At 43.7% G+C, this 19872-nt stretch carries 17 protein-coding genes; 9 read left to right on the top strand and 8 right to left on the bottom strand.

Annotated features, from left to right (window positions below; all coding sequences use genetic code 11):
* Positions 1–21: 21 nt before the first annotated feature.
* Positions 22–882 (bottom strand): LysR family transcriptional regulator, encoded by an 861-nt coding sequence (locus FLAVO9R_RS14650; RefSeq protein ID WP_159532471.1) that lies wholly within the window; start codon positions 880–882, stop codon positions 22–24.
* Positions 883–969: 87 nt separating this feature from the next.
* On the opposite strand from FLAVO9R_RS14650, the gene FLAVO9R_RS14645 reads away from it, so the two are divergent.
* The 5 genes from FLAVO9R_RS14645 to FLAVO9R_RS14625 all read left to right on the top strand — a co-directional run bounded on the left by FLAVO9R_RS14645 (position 970) and on the right by FLAVO9R_RS14625 (position 8966).
* Entirely contained in the window at positions 970–1185 is a 216-nt protein-coding gene (locus FLAVO9R_RS14645; protein ID WP_159532469.1) for a DUF2798 domain-containing protein, read from the top strand.
* Entirely contained in the window at positions 1182–1490 is a 309-nt protein-coding gene (locus tag FLAVO9R_RS14640; protein WP_159532467.1) for a putative quinol monooxygenase, read from the top strand. The genes FLAVO9R_RS14645 and FLAVO9R_RS14640 overlap by 4 nt, the downstream gene beginning before the upstream one ends.
* Positions 1491–2260: 770 nt before the next feature.
* Positions 2261–3154 carry an SDR family NAD(P)-dependent oxidoreductase gene (locus FLAVO9R_RS14635; protein ID WP_159532465.1) on the top strand — a complete coding sequence of 298 codons (894 nt, stop codon included), beginning with the start codon at positions 2261–2263 and terminating at the stop codon, positions 3152–3154.
* A gap of 301 nt (positions 3155–3455) precedes the next feature.
* Positions 3456–6713: a WD40/YVTN/BNR-like repeat-containing protein gene (locus FLAVO9R_RS14630; RefSeq protein ID WP_159532463.1), complete on the top strand. Its 3258-nt coding sequence runs from the start codon at positions 3456–3458 to the stop codon at positions 6711–6713.
* Positions 6714–6806: 93 nt separating this feature from the next.
* Positions 6807–8966: a TonB-dependent receptor plug domain-containing protein gene (locus FLAVO9R_RS14625; RefSeq protein WP_159532461.1), complete on the top strand. Its 2160-nt coding sequence runs from the start codon at positions 6807–6809 to the stop codon at positions 8964–8966.
* Here the strand turns inward: FLAVO9R_RS14625 and FLAVO9R_RS14620 are convergent.
* A complete protein-coding gene (locus FLAVO9R_RS14620) occupies positions 8949–9482 on the bottom strand; it encodes a PepSY-associated TM helix domain-containing protein (protein WP_159532459.1) in 534 nt (177 codons plus the stop codon). The genes FLAVO9R_RS14625 and FLAVO9R_RS14620 overlap by 18 nt on opposite strands.
* 169 nt (positions 9483–9651) lie before the next feature.
* Between FLAVO9R_RS14620 and FLAVO9R_RS14615 the strand changes: the two genes are divergently transcribed.
* Together FLAVO9R_RS14615 and FLAVO9R_RS14610 are read left to right on the top strand one after the other, a co-directional pair.
* On the top strand, positions 9652–10890 hold the full coding sequence (locus FLAVO9R_RS14615; RefSeq protein ID WP_201299274.1) for an endonuclease/exonuclease/phosphatase family protein: 1239 nt from the start codon (positions 9652–9654) through the stop codon (positions 10888–10890).
* 253 nt (positions 10891–11143) lie between these two features.
* Positions 11144–11863 carry a diguanylate cyclase gene (locus FLAVO9R_RS14610; protein WP_159532457.1) on the top strand — a complete coding sequence of 240 codons (720 nt, stop codon included), beginning with the start codon at positions 11144–11146 and terminating at the stop codon, positions 11861–11863.
* A 153-nt stretch (positions 11864–12016) separates the two neighbouring features.
* Here FLAVO9R_RS14610 and FLAVO9R_RS14605 read toward each other — a convergent pair whose 3' ends face one another.
* From FLAVO9R_RS14605 to FLAVO9R_RS14585, 5 genes are all read right to left on the bottom strand, one after another.
* Complete coding sequence (locus FLAVO9R_RS14605; protein ID WP_159532455.1) at positions 12017–13753, bottom strand: M1 family metallopeptidase; 1737 nt, start codon at positions 13751–13753, stop codon at positions 12017–12019.
* Positions 13754–13974: 221 nt separating this feature from the next.
* Positions 13975–14241 (bottom strand): DksA/TraR family C4-type zinc finger protein, encoded by a 267-nt coding sequence (locus FLAVO9R_RS14600; RefSeq protein ID WP_159532453.1) that lies wholly within the window; start codon positions 14239–14241, stop codon positions 13975–13977.
* 377 nt (positions 14242–14618) lie between these two features.
* The gene (locus tag FLAVO9R_RS14595; RefSeq protein WP_159532451.1) at positions 14619–15842 is read right to left on the bottom strand and encodes a M56 family metallopeptidase; all 1224 of its coding nucleotides are present in this window, start codon (positions 15840–15842) and stop codon (positions 14619–14621) included.
* A complete protein-coding gene (locus tag FLAVO9R_RS14590) occupies positions 15835–16227 on the bottom strand; it encodes a BlaI/MecI/CopY family transcriptional regulator (protein ID WP_129739741.1) in 393 nt (130 codons plus the stop codon). The genes FLAVO9R_RS14595 and FLAVO9R_RS14590 overlap by 8 nt, the downstream gene beginning before the upstream one ends.
* Positions 16228–16443: 216 nt before the next feature.
* On the bottom strand, positions 16444–16785 hold the full coding sequence (locus tag FLAVO9R_RS14585) for a winged helix-turn-helix transcriptional regulator (protein WP_013783094.1): 342 nt from the start codon (positions 16783–16785) through the stop codon (positions 16444–16446).
* A gap of 107 nt (positions 16786–16892) precedes the next feature.
* Between FLAVO9R_RS14585 and FLAVO9R_RS14580 the strand changes: the two genes are divergently transcribed.
* Positions 16893–17666, top strand: a complete 774-nt coding sequence (locus FLAVO9R_RS14580; RefSeq protein ID WP_159532449.1) for an SDR family NAD(P)-dependent oxidoreductase — start codon at positions 16893–16895, stop codon at positions 17664–17666.
* A 76-nt stretch (positions 17667–17742) separates the two neighbouring features.
* On the opposite strand, the gene FLAVO9R_RS14575 is transcribed toward FLAVO9R_RS14580, so the two are convergent.
* Positions 17743–18207 (bottom strand): hypothetical protein, encoded by a 465-nt coding sequence (locus tag FLAVO9R_RS14575; RefSeq protein ID WP_159532447.1) that lies wholly within the window; start codon positions 18205–18207, stop codon positions 17743–17745.
* A 330-nt stretch (positions 18208–18537) separates the two neighbouring features.
* On the opposite strand from FLAVO9R_RS14575, the gene FLAVO9R_RS14570 reads away from it, so the two are divergent.
* On the top strand, positions 18538–19869 hold the full coding sequence (locus tag FLAVO9R_RS14570; protein ID WP_159532445.1) for an aminotransferase class V-fold PLP-dependent enzyme: 1332 nt from the start codon (positions 18538–18540) through the stop codon (positions 19867–19869).
* The last annotated feature ends 3 nt before the right edge of the window (positions 19870–19872 follow it).

Raw genomic sequence — 19872 nt, 5'->3', positions numbered from 1 at the left:
AGATGAGTAAGTTTTGTTCTATTAACCTATAGGCAAGGCGCCGCCGCACAACGATGGATTGGCACTACAGTAGCAATGAACATTTTCAATTAATTCACGCGCTTGAGCACTTGGGCTAGAGGAGTTGGGCCACAATGCATAGATAGGGCGAGTAAATAACTGCTCACTATGAAACTGCAACTCAGGCGTTTTATCATCTATGAGTGTCTGAATTTCAGTACTTGGTAACAGTGCAGCCCCATTTCCCGACGCCACAAACTGTTTCGCTAGCGTAATATCACCCACGTAATGCGTATAGTCATACGCGCTGGCTAAAACATTAAATTGCTCAGCGTTGGGAATTTGTTTGATGGTGTAGGGTACAAAAAGGTGAGAGGTATTCAGTTTCTTATTTCTTCCAACAACGTGAACAGTAACGCTGCCCATTTTTCTTTGAATTAATGAAGAATCTTGCTGATCGCCCACACGAAACGCGATATCAAATTGCTTTTGACTGGTTAATACGTTGCGGTTGTCGGGCTCGATACGCAGTTGTAATGTTGGGTGAGTAAATTGAAATTCACTGAGTGGTGTAAATAGCGGGCCGGCTACCAAGTTTTGTGGGCATAACACGCTAAGCATATTTAGCTGTGTGCTGTCGTAAGCTTGCACCTTTTGTTTTACGCGTAAAATAACATCGGCAACATCATCGTATACCATTTTACCGAATGCAGTTAGCACTACGCCTCTGGCCGAACGTGAGAGTAAAGGGGTACCAAGTCGTACTTCAAGTTTTGCGATACGTTTTGATAACGCTGAGGGCGATATACGTAAATCTTCCGCCGTTTTGGCAAAACTGCCTCGTTGGATCACTTCGATAAAAAGCGTTAAGTCGTCTAGCACATCAATTCCTGCAATCTAAGGTTTCCATTTCGCTTATTCTCACCGAGCGACATAGGTATACACTAACATCGCTCAAAGGAGGAATGGATGGAAAGAATTATCTTTACTGCGCTGTTTTCATGTTGTCTGTCAGGACTGATGTCCGGTTGGGTGACCTTTATTAATTTAGGGGTCATAGATACGTTTCTGTCAGATTGGTCAATGGCATTCATCAAGGCTTATTCCATGGCCTTTTTGGCTGCATACGGCCTTGCTAAGCCAATTAAATTATTAACCCAAAAAATCATAGGATCAAATTCATGACAAAAGTCGACAGACCGGTGCATATTGTTGCCATTATTCAACCACAGTCACGCTATTATGAAAAGGGAGTAGAGGCGCTTCAGCGCCTTCTACTCCCCACTAGAGGAGAGCCAGGATGTATTCGCTTTGATATTTTTGAAGATAGAGAAAATGGCCAATACATTTTAGTTGAGCACTTTAAAAGCCAGGCCGACTTAGACTTTCATTACGCGCAAGAATATACCAAGTCGGTATTTGCACTGTATGAAACCATTTTGGCAACAGCACCTGAAATTCGCTACCTTTTGCCCATTGAGGCAAGCTAGCACCTAAATCGCTACATAAATAAATTTAACTCAAAAAGGCTCAACAACAATGTATTGTGTAGCGCACTAACAAACTCGCTTGAGTCGGCCTTGTGCCGCTGTCTATCAATGCTACGTTAAGCAGCAAGGCTGCGTTTGCAATCCACAAAATTACCCCTACACTCGGGGTGCAACGTTGAAGCTACTGCACAAATGCTTTAAAAGCAGACTGCAAAAAACATCAATTGAAGGGGGCTGGCCATACTTAAGTAAAAATCCTCGATAATTACGCGGGGTAATTAAATGAACGTGCGCAACATTGGCAATGCTTACGCCGCTTTTACCGATAAGTCTTCTAAGTGTTCGCTTATTGACAGGGTTTTATGCTTGTCTCGCAGTTAAAAATTAAGTAGAAATAAACAACCGCTAAGTCAGCCGATTTTTGCGATGAGTAGAGAAGCGCATGTTTGGCTTACAGACTAAATTTTTTTGAATATCAGTCATATTTCATAGCGAAGTGATATTTTGGAATAATAAAAATGCGTTATTTTTACTCGTTTCAATAGAAAGCGTTAGTTGGTTCTACCCGCATTATTGATTTCATGAAGTATCTGAAATTAGCCAAATAAAGTATCTACCCTTACGCCATCAGATTAGTCTACTTGCTGAACAACTCACTATTTATGCTTTGCTTCTCGATTGGCCTTATCTGCATTCGGTCATAGTGATGGCGGCAAACGGCAGTTGCAGTAATTAAACGTGCTTCGGCAATAAAGTCAACAGGAGAGCAGATGTCTCAGTCTAATGAATTTTCAGGTAAAACCGCGGTCATTTCGGGCGCAGCGGGTGGAATTGGCTTAGCCCTAAGTGAGGCATTAGCAGCGCAGGGAATGAATATTGTTATGGGCGATATCGACGCTGCAGCCCTTGCACAATCTAGCGAAGGTTTGCGTGCTAAGGGTTACAAGTTAATAACCTGCTCACTTGATGTAACTGATTATGCCCAGTGGGAAGACGTTGTTGCAAAAGCTAAAGACGCGTTTGGCAAAATTCATATGGTCATCAATAACGCAGGTGTGGGTGGTTCTCCTGGAAAAATAGAAGACTCAGAAGCTGAAACTTGGCGCTGGGTAATGGACGTGAATGTAATGGGCGTGTTGTATGGAGCCCAAGCTTGCGTTCCTGCCATAAAAGAACATGGTGAAGGGGGCTGGGTGCTAAACGTGGCATCGATGGCGGGCATGATGGGTATGCCATACGCGGGCGCATACTGTGCCTCTAAGGCCGCAGTAGTCTCAATGACTGAAAGCTGGATGCCAGAGCTAGAGCCCTTCAATATTCATACGTCAGTATTATGCCCTGCATTCGTAAAAACTCGTATTCATGAGTCTTATCGTAATAGACAAGAAAAATACGCGGTAGCCACTGAAAAACGTATTGATAAAGAAAAACTAAAAGCAGGGGCTAAAGCTGCCACCATAGCGGTGGAGTCGGGAATTCCTGTATCAATGTTAGCTGAACGTGTGTTGGAAGCATTGCGTTCAAAACAAATGTACATTTACACGCATCCAAACTATCGCAAGGTAACCCGCGGCCGCGCAAAAGCGATTGATAACGGGTTTGTCGATGCTGAAAACAGCCCTGTGGTAGGCCATTTAATTGACGATGACATCGTCACTTTTTAATTAGACGCATTTGCTTATTGAGAGCTGTGCTTTTTATAAACGCCTTACTTTTTAACTATCATTTTAGCGGTAAAAAAAGCGTAGCGATTACCGCTGAAAGCGAACATGCCCACCATGATTTAGGAGGGGGAGTATAAAAACCTCCCCTAGACAGCGCTTGCCTAATGACGACGATTTTTTAACCTCTATATTAGGTAGTTGGTCGTGTGTTTATTGAAACTTTATAGGTTTATTAGTAACTCTATATAGTGTTAATACCTATAATTCTAAATTCAAAATAAACACTCTGTGGATAATAATAATGAAAAAGCTTCTTAAAGCTGCAGTAGCTGTATCTCTTGCACTCTCATGCTCGACTGTTTTTGCAGAAAAACCTAACGACGACAAACCTATTTTTAGCAGTTCTACTTTCGAAGCAATGGAGCTCAGAAATATTGGGCCTGCTTATATGTCTGGCCGAATAGCCGATATTGCTATCGATCAAAATAATCCTTCAACGTGGTATACCGCAGTAGGTTCCGGTGGCGTATGGAAAACTACGAATGCGGGTAATACGTGGGCCCCCATTTTCGATAAACAAGCAGTATATTCTATTGGCGATGTGACCATTGCGCCAAGTAATTCGAACATCATCTGGGTGGGCACAGGTGAGAACAACGGTGGGCGTCATATTAGCTTCGGTGACGGCGTTTACAAGTCTGTAGATGGCGGTCAAACATGGAATAACGTAGGGCTGGAGAAGTCTGAACATATCTCCGATATTATTATTCACCCTACCAACCCTGATATCGTGTGGGTTTCTGCCCAAGGGCCGTTATGGTCTGGCGGCGGTGAACGCGGCCTTTATAAAACCACTGACGGCGGCGACACGTGGAAGCAAGTACTTACGCCTGCCGATAAATGGACTGGTGTAACCTCGTTACTTATCGATCCACGTAACCCTGATAAACTTTACGCAGCTACATGGGCTCGCCAGCGTTCAATTGCGGTATATGTAGGGACTAACGAAGGGGCGGGCATTCATACGTCTGACGATGGCGGTGAAACCTGGACTGAACTTAAAACCGGTTTGCCAGAAGGCAACATGGGTAAAATAGGCATGGCGATATCGCCTATGAACCCAGATGTGCTTTATGCCACTATCGAGACTGACAACCGCAAAGGCGGTTTCTATCGTTCGGCAGATCAAGGTGCAAGTTGGACTAAGGTATCGGATGAAGTAGGTGCAGGTACGGGCCCTCACTATTACCAAGAAATTTTTGCTGACCAACACCAATTCGACCGTGTTTATATTGCCAGTAACTACAGTAAAGTGTCTGATGATGGCGGTAAAACCTGGACGCCAATTAACACGAAACGTAAGCACGTAGACGATCATGCCATGGCATTTCACCCTACCGATCCTGATTTTGTTTTGATGGGATCAGACGGTGGTATTTACATGTCTCATGACAGAATGGCGAACTGGCGTTTTATGGCTAACTTGCCGTTAACGCAGTTCTATAAAGTGGCGCCGGATGATTCAAAACCTTTCTACATGATTTATGCGGGTGCACAAGATAATTCTACCCAAGGCGGTCCTTCACGTACCAATCGAAAAGAAGGCATTAAGAATAAAGATTGGTTCTTAACTCTAGGCGGGGATGGCCATCAGCCGGCGGTTGAACCGGGTAACCCAGATATTATGTATTCACAGTGGCAACAGGGTAACCTTACCCGCGTAGACATGACCACCAAAGAAGGTGTTTACGTTAAGCCGCAGCCATTACCGGGCGATCCAGCTGAGCGCTACAACTGGGATGCACCTATTAATGTGTCTAGCCATGACCCTGCTCGTATTTACTTTGCATCACAGCGAGTATGGCGTTCAGACAATCGCGGCGATAGCTGGACGGCCGTGTCTGGCGACCTAACCCAAGACCGAAACCGTATGCATATGCCTATGATGGGCAGAACGTGGTCGGTAGAAGCGGGCTGGGATTTGTACGCCATGACAGAATTCCACACTATTGCTAACTTCTCTGAAAGTCCAGTGGATGAAAACATTCTGTGGGCGGGTACCGACGATGGCATTATTCAAGTCACTACCAACGGCGGTGAGTCGTGGAAGAAAATCGAATTAGACGATATTAAAGGCATACCCGCTACCGCTTATGTGAACGATATTCGGGCTGATTTGTACGATCCCAATACCGTATATGTTGCTCTAGATAACCATAAATATGGCGACTACAAACCCTATTTGATCAAGTCGACGAACCTAGGCAAAAAGTGGACATCACTTGCCGATGACCTACCTGCAAAACACCTTGTTTGGCGTATTGTGCAAGACCATGTGAACAAAGATTTGATGTTCATTGGTACCGAGTTTGGCGTTTTCTTTACGGTTAACGGCGGTATAAAATGGGTTGAACTTGATGGCGGTATGCCAACCATTTCTACTCGCGATGTAAAAATCCAGCGCAGAGAAAACGACTTGGTAGCCGGTACATTTGGCCGTGGTATTTATATCTTAGATGATTACGCACCACTTCGCGCATTAACTGAAAAATCGATGGAACAAGATGCACTTTTGTTTGCGCCTAGTCGCCCGGTGAAATGGTTTCAGTTAGACACTAGGCACACTGACTCAGACGGCGACGACCGCTTCGCGGCTGAGAACCCAGCACATGGTGCTACGTTAACCTACTTCTTAAAAGACAGTTTGTTAACCGCGAAGGGTAAGCGTCAAGAAGCTGAGAAAAAGCTACTTGAAGATGAAAAATATCCTAAGTACCCAAGTTGGGAAGCAATAGAGGCTGAAATTCAAGAACCTGAACCTGCGGTTTATATCGAAATTCGTGACAATGCAGGCGACGTAATAAATCGCGTAGCGGGCAGCACGAAGAAAGGACTTCACCGCATTACGTGGGATATGAAGTATTCAAATACCACACCACTTACCAAAAAAGATAGTAAAAATAATGGTTTAATGGCATTGCCAGGCACTTATAGCGCTACACTGTTTAAGCGTGAAGGGGCAACTGTTACTCAGCTAGCTGAGCCTGTTGAGTTCACGTTAAAATCTATCTATGAGGGTGCACTTAAAGGGGCATCTGCTGAGGAAATTGCAGCTTATGGTAATGCGGTTGATAAAGCGCAAAAACGTGCGATGTCTTCAACTACTGTGCTAGGCCAAGTGAAAGAAACGATGGCATTACTTCGTGTTGCTATTGACCGTACGCCTAGCGATGTTAGCCAACTTGAAGCGCAATTTGCGAGCATTCAGAGTGAAATAAACGATATTAATAAAGCGTTTAGTGGCTTAGAGTCGCGCAATCGTAAAGGGATTAAGCCGGCTAATATTATGAGCCGCTTACGTTACGCAAGGTCTGCATTAGGTTCATCTTATGGGCCAACTCAACAGCATAAAGACCAACTTGGTTACGCTGAAGATGAATTAAATCACGTGATTGCGCGCATTAAAACGTTGCATGAAACCACGCTGCCTGCGCTACAGCAAGCGGTGGTGAATGAAGGTGGTCCTTGGACTGCAGGCATTCCGGTTATTGCAAACTAACGAGCGTTAGTGCAAACAGATGCGGCAGCGTTACGCTGCCGCGTTTTTTATTTTCACCCTTCTTTTTTAGCTTTACTACCGTAGCAAGACCCAATGAAAAGCCTGTCGTATTCTTTCTGTTTTTTATCTTTTGCTAAGTTTTCGCGTTTTGGATTAGCCCCTTTTAGACTATTGTTAACCGTTTCTTTTTTAGCCGTCCCCGTTTTTTATGCCAGTGCTACTGATGCTCAAGGGGCTGACGAACCTAGCTTCAATGGTGTTAGCGCCAAGGAAGTCGAGCGTTACACTGTTACCGCAGAGCGCGCCTATTACAATCAAACCTTAAACAGCATTTTCCCCCAATATACTTATGATAAATCGAATCTTGTGGGTAGCCCCCACATTAATGACATTTTGCTCCAATCGCCTTCAGTTAACTTAAATGGGCAAGGTGGGCAAATTCAAAATATCAATATTAGGGGCTTTTCTCGCTGGCGAATTCAATCGCTTATTGATGGTGTACCTATTGAGAGTGATCGCCGAGCAGGCGCGAGTGTGGGGTTTGTTCCTCCTTCATTTATTCAAGGCGTGGCCGTTATGCCAGGTGCTGCGTCTACCTATTTAGGGTCGGGCGCTATTGGTGGTGCTGTAGATTTGTTACTTCCATATAACACAGCACCAAACCTTCAAATAGGGTGGAGCAGCAACCAACAGACACAAGATTATAGTTATGCCGATTACACAGGGAATATCGATTGGAACCTGTCGTATCGTAACGGAAATAACGGCTCAGATGCACAAGGTAATACCTTGTTCGATAAGTTTGAACAAACGGCATTGTTTATTAGGCATCGACCTGAAAGTGGTGTGCTGAAAGAAGCCTGGACGTTGTATTCAGACAACCGTGATATTGGTAAATCCAGCAGCGACTTTCCAGAAGATAGAGTAACTACCTACCCAGAAAATACGCACTGGCTAGGTAAAATGACGTTTGTATTCTCTGATATATTTAGCAGCCACAAAACTAGTAACGACACCGCTAGCAATAACAGATCTAGTGACGACATATCTAACAATGACATAGTGAGCAACCTTTGGTGGCACCAATCCACATTGGACACCCACATTGTAAGACCCGAGGATCGGATAAACGAAAGTGAAAGCGAGGCGTTAGACTTCGGGTTTGATGTGGGCAGTAATACACGCATTAATAACTGGCAAGTGAATTGGCAAGTTCAGTTGATGGGGCGGGAGGGGGTAACTATTGATGAAAAAGAGCTCACCATGGTTTCCTCTGCTACTCAATCTCTTGTAGACGAGCCTGTTATAGAGCAGCCCTCAGGCCTAACCAGCTCATTCTTCATTTCTGAATTGGCTTACGAGCTTCGTACTTTGGATGCCAGTGAAACCACCGTAGCAGGTATTGCTGATGCATCTCGAACCTTTGGTGCTACGACGCTAGCGTTTGGAGGTAGGTTAGATTGGCAGCAACAGTCTAACAACGTTGACGATGTTGAAAATACTAACATCAGCGGTTTTATTGGCGCTAGCCATATACTTTCGCCGCAATGGACGGCAAGTGTTTACTTATCTAGCGCCTTTAGGAATCCGTCATTAACTGAACGCTATTTCTCCGGTGAAACCCCTCGGGGTACCGTATTAGGTGATGCCGATTTAGATACAGAGCAGGCCACAAATATACAGGCTTCGTTATCGTATAACAGCGACGGTTTAGCGGGCTCAGTTGAAGTGTTTCGGCAGAAAATCAACCACTACATTGAGCGTACTACGGTATCTGAAGATGTTCAGGTTTATAGTAATTTAGACAGTGCGACGATTCGCGGCATAAGCTATCAGCTAGATTGGCAGCAGCCACAAGGTGCAAATAGACCGCAAAATAACACACCAGATCAAGGGTATTGGTTCGCGCAGTTTAATTGCGCCTGGATTGAGGGCGAAGATAATGTAGGTAGCGCTATTGATGATATTCCGCCAAATAGTCAGCGACTAACACTAGGATACGAAGTGAGTGAAATTCGCCTATTTTCAACAGTTGTTTATCGTGCCAGCAAGCGGGATATTGGAGATGGTGAAAAAAAACTCGATAATGTAACGACATTCGATATTGGCGCGGCATGGCAATTCAACCAACGTACTTCGCTGCAAGCAAGTTGGCGTAACCTTACTAATCAGCAATATTATGTGAGCGCCGACGATAAAGCCGCATTTGCGCAAGGTGAAAGTGTACAGCTAGCGTTAACCTTTTTGCTGTGAACGATAGTAACGTTTTCGATATTTACTCTTTAACGTAGTAAATAACATCACTAAGCCCGTCAGCCATAAAATGAATAGCAAAATGGCGGCGGGCAAAAACAGCCATAACTTTGCGCCTTCAAAAAACCAGCTGCCATCGTGAATAGCTTCAATGGTATCGGTACGCCGATAAGCAACCTGCAGCACTTCGCCATTGGTTGCGTTCAGCTGCACTTCCCACTGATTCTTTCCGCGTACTTTTATAATGCCTTTGTCGGGCCTAACGTCTAAACGGTCGATATCATCCCAGCTATTCAGTTTCGCTTCTGGTACGTCTTGAACCACTTCAATAATAGTATCAAAGCTTATAGTTGGGGCATTGCTAAGGGCTTTTTGAGTGGGCGGTTGTAGCCAGTCGAACTCTTTTTTTACCTGCAACAAAAGACCACTGCCAATCACAACAACAACAGGAATAAAAATGGCCAAAGAGAGCCACAAGTGAAAATTGCGGCTTGTTTTACGCAGGTTAATCGACATGCACTTACTACCTAAAAATGGACACTCATTATACTGCATCTAATTTAGCGAGTAAAAAATGTCAGCCCACACTAAGATTTCAAGCGACGAATAAATGGGTTAAAAGCGCTTGGTAATAGCCGTAATATTGGTAATCTTAAAGGAAGCAGAAAATCAACTGAGTAAATCCATGAAACACAGGCTTCTTGTATCACTATTTACCTTGCTGTCGTTTGCCTTGCTGCCAGCTGCCCTAAACGCCGAAGCACTTGAATCCCCTGAAGCGCTTGAAATACATAAAGGGCTTAAAACACTAAAAGTAGCCACGTTTAATGTGAGCATGGAATCGACTAACTACAAAGCGCTCGGGTTAGCACCTAGTGCTGAGGTTTTACAACAGGTGCTATCTAATGGTGAGAATCAGCAAGTTAAAAATATTGCTGAAATTATTCAACGTGTTAACCCAGACATTCTGTTACTCAATGAGTTTGATTATATCGCCGACCAGTCAGTAGGCATTGATAACTTTATAAAGCATTACTTGAATGTATCTCAGGCGGGTCAAAAAGCGGTGGATTATGGCTATGTTTATACAAATACCGTAAACACCGGCGAGCCCACTAATTTTGATTTAGACAATAATAGCAAAAAAGAACAATACGGCGGTGATGCCTATGGATACGGCTTATACCCAGGCCAATATGGCATGGTGGTATTGTCTAAGTACCCTATTGAACAGGCGAATACACGTACTTTTCGAACCTTTAAATGGCAAGATATGCCTGATGCGCGACAGCCAATTTCACCCGCTACCGCACCAAATGAAGAGGATAAACCTTGGTATTCAGAAGAGGAGTGGAAAGCTTTTCGCCTAAGTTCAAAATCTCATTGGGATATTCCGGTGAACGTGAACGGAGAAATAGTGCACGTATTGGCCATGCACCCCACACCGCCAAATTTCGATGGTGAGGAAGACAGAAACGGTACCCGCAATCACGATGAAATTCGCCTAATGGTAGATTACTTAACACCTGAACGTGGTGGCTATATATATGACGATGCTGGCGAGCAGGTTAGCTTAAAAGAGAACGACCGGTTCGTATTAGTCGGCGATTTTAATGCTGCTGACCTTGGTGATAAGCACAGACCAGATGTGATTGAGCAGCTGACGGAAAGCCCTTTAGTGAACAATAGCCTTATTCCAATAAGTGCTGGCGGCGCAGAAGCATCTAGTGAAGCCTTCAGTAGCCGTTTCACTGCATATTGGGGGGCAAGAGCCGATTATGTGCTGCCTTCACAGTATGGCTTTGACGTAAAAGACGCTGGCGTATTTTGGCCTACCAAAGAGAGTGACTTGTATAGGTTAGTTAAAGACAGACAAGCAAGTTCTGATCACAGAATGGTTTGGGTATCGTTAACTATAAAATAGCTCGTTTTTTGTTTTGTGCCGTTTAACGCTGCTTAAAGTGCTTAAGAAAACCGTCTAACGAACACGTTAATTGATGAAGTGGTGCGGCACACCTATCAGACGGCTGGATAAACTGTTTCGCCTCCAGCCGCCAAACGTTAAAAAAATTTAATGAACTGCTAATCTGTTCTGCTCTGTTGCCCGTTTATAACCTCATACGCCTTCGCTTACGTCGCTTGTTGTAGTCCGTGTTTATGAGGAGAAGCTTCTTTCTATGAACGATCCTACGTTAATTATCCTAATGTATTTTATCATTCCCATCTGGTTTCTGGCGGGCATCGTCGACTGGTACTGCCATAAGCGTAGTCATATTTCCGGTACTAGCGGCGCGAAAGAATCACTTATCCATTTGCTTATGTTCGCCGAAGTAGGCATTCCCCTTTTCATGGTGCTGATATTCGAAGTAAACAGCCTAATTATCGCCATCAGTATCCTGCTCTTTTTTGTGCATGAAGCAACGGCAATGTGGGATGTGTCTTATGCTGTGACTAAGCGCCGTGTAGGGCCCATTGAACAGCATGTTCATAGCTTTTTAGAAATGATCCCGTTGCTTGCCTTGGTTTTGGTGGTGGGCCGACATTGGCCGCATTTTACTGCACTGTTTGGTATCGGCGATATCTCCGCCGATTTCTCGCTACAATTTAAAGAAGACCCTTTACCCACATGGTATTTAGTTACCGTGCTATTGATAGCACTAGCCTTAGAGTTTGTACCCTATTTGGAGGAATTAATGCGTGGTTTGAAAGATAAAAATCAAATCAAGAGGGGCGAGACCACTGGCACTCGCATCAGAAACGTCACCCCCCTTTCAGATGGGGAAGCCGAAGCTGCTAGCCCCTATGCTACGTCAGTGGCTGGGGAAGAAGATCCCGGTGTGGCATTAGAAGAACTGGTAGAGAGTAGCAATGTGGTTACCCCTATTTCCAAGAAGTGATAAAAAACGGTAACTGGGTATCCATAGATTAGTTTTACCAACGAAAGTAAGGGCCCCTTAATCTGCATGCTATCCATTGTTTCATACCTGTAGTGGCATAACATGAAGTAGCGCATATTTGAGGGGGCCCGGTTTAAGCACCGTGTCTTAAACTTATTCCTCGGTCTGCTTGTTCTTCATTTCAGCTTGCGCTTCCTGCCACGCTTTATAATCCTCGAACCGCTGTTCGTAGCGAAGCACCTTACTATTAGGATCGGCAACCACCACATCGTATTCGGTTACCATTAAACTGGTTTGGTTTTGCATATCAAGCGTAGTTACTTCACCGTTTACGCTAACCTCTAGGGGCATAGGGAAGGGTAAGTCACCTTCTGTTTTCCACGTAAAGGTGACTTCATTTTCTGTATGGGCCACATCTAATATAGGTAAGGCCGCGCTAAATATATACACGTCAAAAAACCAATCTAAATTATGCTCGCTGTTTTTATTGACGATATCGATAAAGTCTTGAGTATTGGCGAAAATAGGTTCGAAATTGCCTGGTTGTGGGTCGACACGGCCATACACAAGTTCGGTTACCGAGCGGAAAAAATCTTTATCGCCCATTAGCCCTCTAAGTGTATGAATAACCCATGAACCTTTGGCATAAATATCACCCGCAGGGCCTTTTTCGTACACATCTTCTTCAGACATCAATTCGTTGCTAACGATAGGGTGAGCATTAGCCAACCCTTTTCGCTGCGCATTAAGCTTCACAAAATAGGCTTCATTGCCGTGTAGGTATTGGGCATATAACGGCTGCATGTAGGTGCCAAACCCTTCGTGTAACCACATATGGTCCCAGTTGTCGTTGGTCAGCTGATTACCAAACCATTCATGGGCAAATTCGTGCTGCATTAACCAATCGTATCCAGCATCATCTTTTCTATAATCATTGCCATAGGCGTTTATGGTTTGATGTTCCATACCCAGGTGAGGCGTTTGTACTATGCCTACTTTCTCGTCAGCAAACGGATAAGGGCCAATCATACGCTCGAAAAAGGTAATCATTTCAGGTAGCTCGGCAAACAAAGCTTTAGCTTTGTCTTCGTTTTCTGGCAGGTGATAGTAGGTTAACGGGTAGGTGTTACCGTATATGCTGGTAAAACTTTTGTTAAGCGTTTCATAAGGCGCAATGTTCAAGGCAATGCCGTAAGTATTGTGTGTCGACTTGGTTTGCCAATGAAAGGTGTGGTCGCTACCTTTTTCTTCAATAGCAACCAATACGCCATTACTGGCGGCCACAAGGGGCTTAGGTACGGTAATGAAAAGCTCGGTGTTAGCGGGTTCACCATAAGGTTGGTCAATGCACGGCCAGAAAAGGTCGCACCCTTCACCTTGCACTGCGGTTGCCAACCATGGATGACCATCCGGTGTTTCTTCCCACATCACACCGCCATCCCAAGGGGCTCTAATCGGCGTTCGTGGATGACCAGAATAGACAACGCGTAACGTTGCAGGAAAAGCCACTTTGCTATTTGGCGAAACAATAAGCTCGCCTTCAAGGTTACTATATTGCTGTGCAGGTAGCTCGGTAGCATTCAGCCAAACGCTTTCAATAGTAAAACGAGTGTCTAAATCCACAGAGATTTCTTGTTGTGGTGAAGGAGCCTGCAGCGTAAGTGTGGTATCGCCAAACAATATCTCTTTGTCAAAATCGAAAGAAAAGGCAAGCTTCGCATGACTAATGGTTAGATGCTTTTGCCTTTCAGAAATCTCTCCGCCTGATTTCAAAGAGTAGGGGGTTGATAGCTCAGCAGTGGGCACCTGATTAACTGAAGAAGCGGGTTGAGTTGCACATCCAGCAATAAATGATGAGGCACACGCTAGGGCAAGCGTTTTTAATTTCATGTGTTTTCCGTTTTTATTATTGTGACTTCGTTATTCCGTTCTTACTGTTATAGGAACGGGAGCAAGATAAATCAATAACTTATCTTTCGCAAAAGTCCTAATACTATGCAACGTGTAAACGGTTAATACGAGGGTAAGTAGGATGAAAAGCAATAACTGACCGTGTGGTTAATCTAATTTCTGATAAAGGCGGCTTTGTATAAGGCGACTATTTTCATAGCCTATCTTAGCTGGCTATCTTTACTGCCCCTACGGTTGAACAACGACTCTACTTTGCTTGTTTTTTCCATTTCGGCTTGGCAGTTAATACATAATTGCACACCGGGCACTGCGATGCGTCTGCGTTCAGGAATACGAGCATCGCACTCTTCGCAAAATACAGCACTCTCGCCTTGATACATGTTGTTTTTAGCACGCGCCACGGCATCTTCAACGCTTGCGTCTATTTGATCTTGTACTGCCCCATCTTTTGCCCAGCCACTGGCCATGTTTGCTCCTAAGCGTATCTTGTTAATTTTGCTACTAACCGGTATCAAAATTAATCAGCATCGATATTAATCACTAGCGTTAACCATAGAATGAAGCAAAGACAGTGCCGAGCCCTTCCTTAATATTTTTTGAGAATAATTACAGCAGGTTAGGGTAAGCGAAAAAGATAAAGCAATATAGGGAATGATGAAGTGTTCGTAGTCTTTACTGATGGCAGTGAAATATTTGCTTCGTACTATGTTGGAATGGTCTAAGACAGAGCGGTCTAACACAACATAGCCTAAGAAGGAATAGCTTGAGAGAGTAGCCTTATTTGAAGAAAACACTAAAAGGAGCAAGAGCTCCTTTTAGTATTCTTACTGTTTTGGGCTTAAGCTTACTTATCAGTGCCCGCCGTTAATGGCTGGTCAAGTTTATAGTCGAGCTGCACTAACAAACCTGTTTGCCTACGCGCAACACCACCTTTTACAGCCGGTTTGTATTTCCATTGCTTAAGCGCGGCTTTTGCACTTTCATCAAATACGCCTTCGGGAGTGGCATTGACCACAGTGATATTGTCGGTGGTACCGGTTTTAGAAATATCGAATTGCAATACGACAAAGCCTTCAATATTGCTTTTTTCGGCCGACTTGGGGTAAGCGGGCGATACAAATTCTACCGGGGCTGCTTCATCAACTTTCGACTGCTTGTGTTCAGTATTTTGAAGTGGCACATTGGCTAACGCCATGTTGGCCGTTACTAAGGCAAAAATAGCAGCTGTGCCAGCGGCAAGTAATTTATTACCTTTATGCGGGGTCTTAATCGCGTTTAATCTTTTAATCATTGTATTTTTCTCTCCAAAGGTTGGGTACAGGTTTACTGCTTGTGAATTATGCTCGGCACAACATACAAGTGCTTTTGCATAAATGAGTTTCTCGGTTGGTGATTTGTTGGCGAGCACTGCGTTATCGCATGCTAATTCTTGACTGCTTCGAAACGATTTCAATGCAATCCAGAGCACGGGGTTAAACCAAAAAAGCACCGCAAACGCTAACGCAATGGCATTCCATAGGTTATCTTTGTGTTGGTTATGGACACTTTCATGTTCAAGTATTAATGCTTGTTGAGTGCGTGAAAAAGCAGTTTCAAAGTAACTTGGCAGTAGTACGGCTGGTTTCAAAAAGCCAAATAGCATAGGTGTTGAGGCTTTATTAGAATAATAAGCGCGAAGGCAAGGTGATGTATTTGAGGTTACCGGAACCGTTGCGCTAGGCGCTCGCACAAGGTGCTTTTTATCAATAGATCGTAATATATTTATATGGTTTACCACTATGTAAGCCGCTACTGCGCTAGCACCCGTTGCCCATAACCAAAACAACACATTAAACTGCTCACCGGATACACTAGGGTTAATACCCACTAAATAGCGGCTGATGCTATTAGTGGGAATAGAAACCAAATCAATTGGTAGGTTGTTCATCACAAGTGCAGCCGGAAGTAATAACCATGCTTTGTAAACAAACGTAGTGCCTAGTTGGGCAGTGAGGAATCGCTCACAAAGAACCAATAGCGCCAGAACAACGGTTAACATAGTTTGCTGAGAAATCATCCACTCAATCATTGTCTTTCTCCCATTGTTTGATCACCGCTTTAAGCTCATCGATATCTTCTTTAGATAACTCGTTTTGGTTGGCAAAGCCTGCAATCATTGGCGCAACTTTACCTTTGAAGAGTCGGCTTAAAAAGCTACTGGTTTCTTCCTGAACATATTCTTCGCGGGCAATTAAGGGGTAGTAAAGGTATTGGCGCTGCTGCTTGTGAAAACTGATAGCCCCCTTTTTTACTAAGCGTCCAAGCAAGGTTTTCACCGTTTTTTCATGCCACGGTTTATGTTGATTAAGGCGCTCAATGACCTCGTTAGACGAAATCGGATTGCTGTCCCAAATCACGTCTAATACTTCAAACTCGGTATTGCTAATATCTGGCTGCGCTTTAGGTGTGTTCATAATTATTTCGCTTTAACCAATGTGGTAGTGGCTTTTCTATAAATGGATTACATATGTAGTCTCAACTTAAGATTACATGTGTAATTCTAAAGCGCAAGTTTTTATCGCGTTTTTTTTAATCAGTGCTGGAGGGAAGGAGGCTGGCCTGTCACGGGAGTGGCCTATCAGTGGAGCAGGAAAGTGTGAGTGGTTAGGGCGAGACGGGATAACTAGTAACTACTCATGCCCATCTATTTCATTTTGTAGGGTGTCTAGCTCATCCAGTACTCTCATAAACTTTCTGCCAAACTCAGTGACCTCGTACTCAACTCGGGGCGGAACTTCATTGTAAGAAACGCGGGCTAAAATATTAAACTCGATATTTTTGCGTAAACATTGGTTGAGTACTTTTGTGGTAAGGCCATCTACGCACCGCACCATTTCGCCGGGGCGATTAATACCATTATTCAGAAGTTGGTAAATGGTAAGCGACCATTTACAGCCATAAATAGTTTCTACCATCTGAGCAGCTTTGCTTGGTGCTAATTTTTTTGAAAAATTCTTCTCTAATGTTTTCATTAAGATGTACCAAAAAGTACCTACCTTACCGATAAGTACTTACTTTTTAAGCCTATTAATTACCGTTAAATTCGCCACACAGTTTAACATAACCAAGGTAATTAATTATGCATACTTCAAACATAGCACTAATAGTAGGTGGCTCTAGTGGAATGGGATTAGCCACCGCCAAGCAACTTATTGCTAAAGGTATTAGTGTTGTTATTTTAGGTAATAAAGGTAGCAAATTAGCTACTGCTAAATCTGATTTAGAAGCGATATCGAAAGATGGCGCTACGGTAGAAACTATTCAAGCTAATTTATATCTTAAGCAAGACATAGACAAAGTTATTCATAGTATAAACACTGAAAATCGACATGTTCAGCACCTAGTGAACGCTGCTGGCTACTTTAACCCTAAGCCATTTTTATCTCACGAAGGCAGTGATTACGATACTTATGCAAGCTTAAATCGCGCTACTTTTTTTATTAGTCAGGCAGTGGCGAATAATATGATTAAGCATGGCGGCGGTGCTATTGTGCATATTGGTTCTATGTGGGCGAAACAGGCAATAAAAGCAACACCGTCTTCTGCCTATTCAATGGCAAAAGCAGGCTTGCATGCATTAACGCAACATATGGCTATGGAACTAGCAGAGCATAATATACGGGTAAATGCAGTATCGCCTGCGGTAGTTAAAACGCCTATTTATGAGTCGTTTATTGACCCATCTGAACTTGATGATGCGCTAGCCGGCTTCAACGGTTTTCATCCAATAGGTCGCATTGGAACACCTGATGATATCGCTAATAGTATTGTCTTCCTGTTACAAGAACAAACGAGTTGGGTAACCGGTGCGATTTGGGATGTTGATGGCGGTGTTATCGCTGGGCGAAATTAAGCGGATTATTTCATTGCAAATTGGTAGCTGGCAAGGTCGCTTGTTCGAAGGCGTTTAATTGGCTGTTTTACTGTCATTAAACGCCGCGAATTTTATTGAAAATACTAGCGGACAATAACGATAAAAGCCCTGTAACTATACCCGCAAGCAAGCCAACCCAAATAGCGTGCAGGGGAATAAAAAGAAGTGCCAATGCTGCTGTCGATGATAGGCGCTCACCATTATAGGAAGGGTAATTTAAGCCCCAATATCCCCAAAAATGGAAAAGTGCTATTGCTATTAGTGCTCCCCAAAATGCCATTTTTTCATGAGCAGAATAATAGTCACCAAGGAATGCAGCTAGGCTAGTAAGCAGCAAGTAAGGAATAAGCCGAAAGGGAGCCGATTCAAAGTAAGCAAAAGGAGAGGAATATCGAAAGATGTGCTCGAAGCTGGCTTCGAAACCATAACCGCCAATGGTAATGGCGAGTAACCAATCTACTGTTATCTCATTGATTACAATAAAGCAGAAAATCAATACACCCCAAAACCATTTGTTCATCTCTCGCTCCTTTTTGATTCAGTGCAATCATTGCTTGGTATCTGAAACCTTAATTAACTTCCCGCCAAAGCGCCTCATGCTTTACGTTTTTTTGCTAGAAATTTACACACAATCACAAACAGCAGTTCTGAGTATCGAAGTTATTTTGCCCCATCAAGTAAGGTAATTAGAGGTGCGGTATGCACAAGGCGTAGCCAACAGAAATACACACCATTAAATCATGTGGTTTAACAATTGCTTCAATTGGCTGCGATAGACTCTTTATGATTCAAATTTAGTGAAATACGATGTTTTTCTTTTCAATGTAGGCTTAGTAGTGAGCGTGATTTCATGAGTGTAGTGCCGGAGTATTTAAACCGTAGGCGGGCGTTAAAAACCCTAATTGGTGGGGTGTTAGGAACCTTTGCGGCGTCAAAATTGGTTCATGCTAATAGTAAAATTGCATCATCGACCACCGCTAAGTTACCCCCAAGACCTAATAATATATCGCCCGAGTTGCTGGCAAAAGATGAATCATTTTGGGCACAAGTTGCACTGAATTATGACAAAGCGCAGGGGATAGTTAATTTAGAACATGGTTACTGGGGAAAGATGTCTAAGCAGGTGCAGGAAGTATTTGTTGATAAAACCAAAGTGGTGAATACACAACTTTCCGTTTATGCACGTAAGCATTTCTCTGAAGACCTAAAGCTAAGCGCTGGAAAAATCGCACAAGCGCTAGGTGCTAATCATGATGAAGTCGTTATCACTCGTAACGCGACGGAATCGATTCATAACTTAATGCGTCAGTACAACGACTTTAATGCTAACGACGCCGTATTATTTGCCGACATCGATTATCCTAGCTTTAAAGACACCATGCGGTGGTTGGCTAAAACGCAGAGCGTCGAACCTGTGGAAGTCACGTTGCCCGCGCAAACCAATCAAGCAGAGATCCTCAAGGTATACACGAAAGCCTTTGATGAAAACCCTAATTTGAAGCTAATGCTGCTTACTCATGTGAGTAATCAGCACGGCCTCATATTGCCTGTTGCTGATATCGCTAAAGCCGCAAAAGCCCGTGGTATAGATGTTATTTGTGATTGTGCCCAATCGTGGGGGTTGCTCGACTTTAACATTACCGACTTAAATGTGGACTGGGCAGGCTTCAACTTGCACAAATGGATAGGCAGCCCAGTGGGGGTGGGAGCGCTTTATATGAAGAAGGGCACGTTAGGCAAAATATCTCCATACCCCGGTGAGACCGACCCTACCAATACGTTGGCCCACAAGCGGGTTCATACTGCCACATCAAATTTTGCGTCTGTTTTAACGATTCCTGCCGCTATCGACTTTCATCAGTCTATTGGGGCTGCCAATAAAGAAGCGAGGTTGCGTTACTTGCGCAATTTGTGGGTAGAAGAAGCAAGAAAACTGCCTAATATTGAAGTGTTGGGCGGCGAAGATGACGCATCAAGCACAGGAATGGGAGCATTTAGAATGAGAGAGAAAGTGTCGTTAAACGACGCAAAGGTGCTGCAGAAAAGACTGGAAAATGAATTCAACGTATTTACGGTAGTAAGAGTAGGGCTAGCCAGTGGTTGTTGTATACGAGTTACACCGCAGATATTCATTTCAGCTGAAGAAATAAATCACTTAATTCTCGCTTTAAAAAGCCTGTAGAAA

Origin of the sequence: Alteromonas sp. 38 (genome assembly GCF_902506055.1) — a bacterium.
Lineage (GTDB): Bacteria > Pseudomonadota > Gammaproteobacteria > Enterobacterales > Alteromonadaceae > Alteromonas > Alteromonas lipotrueae.
The sequence above is the reverse complement of the archived record's forward strand: the minus strand, read 5'-3'. Positions and strand labels throughout refer to the sequence as shown.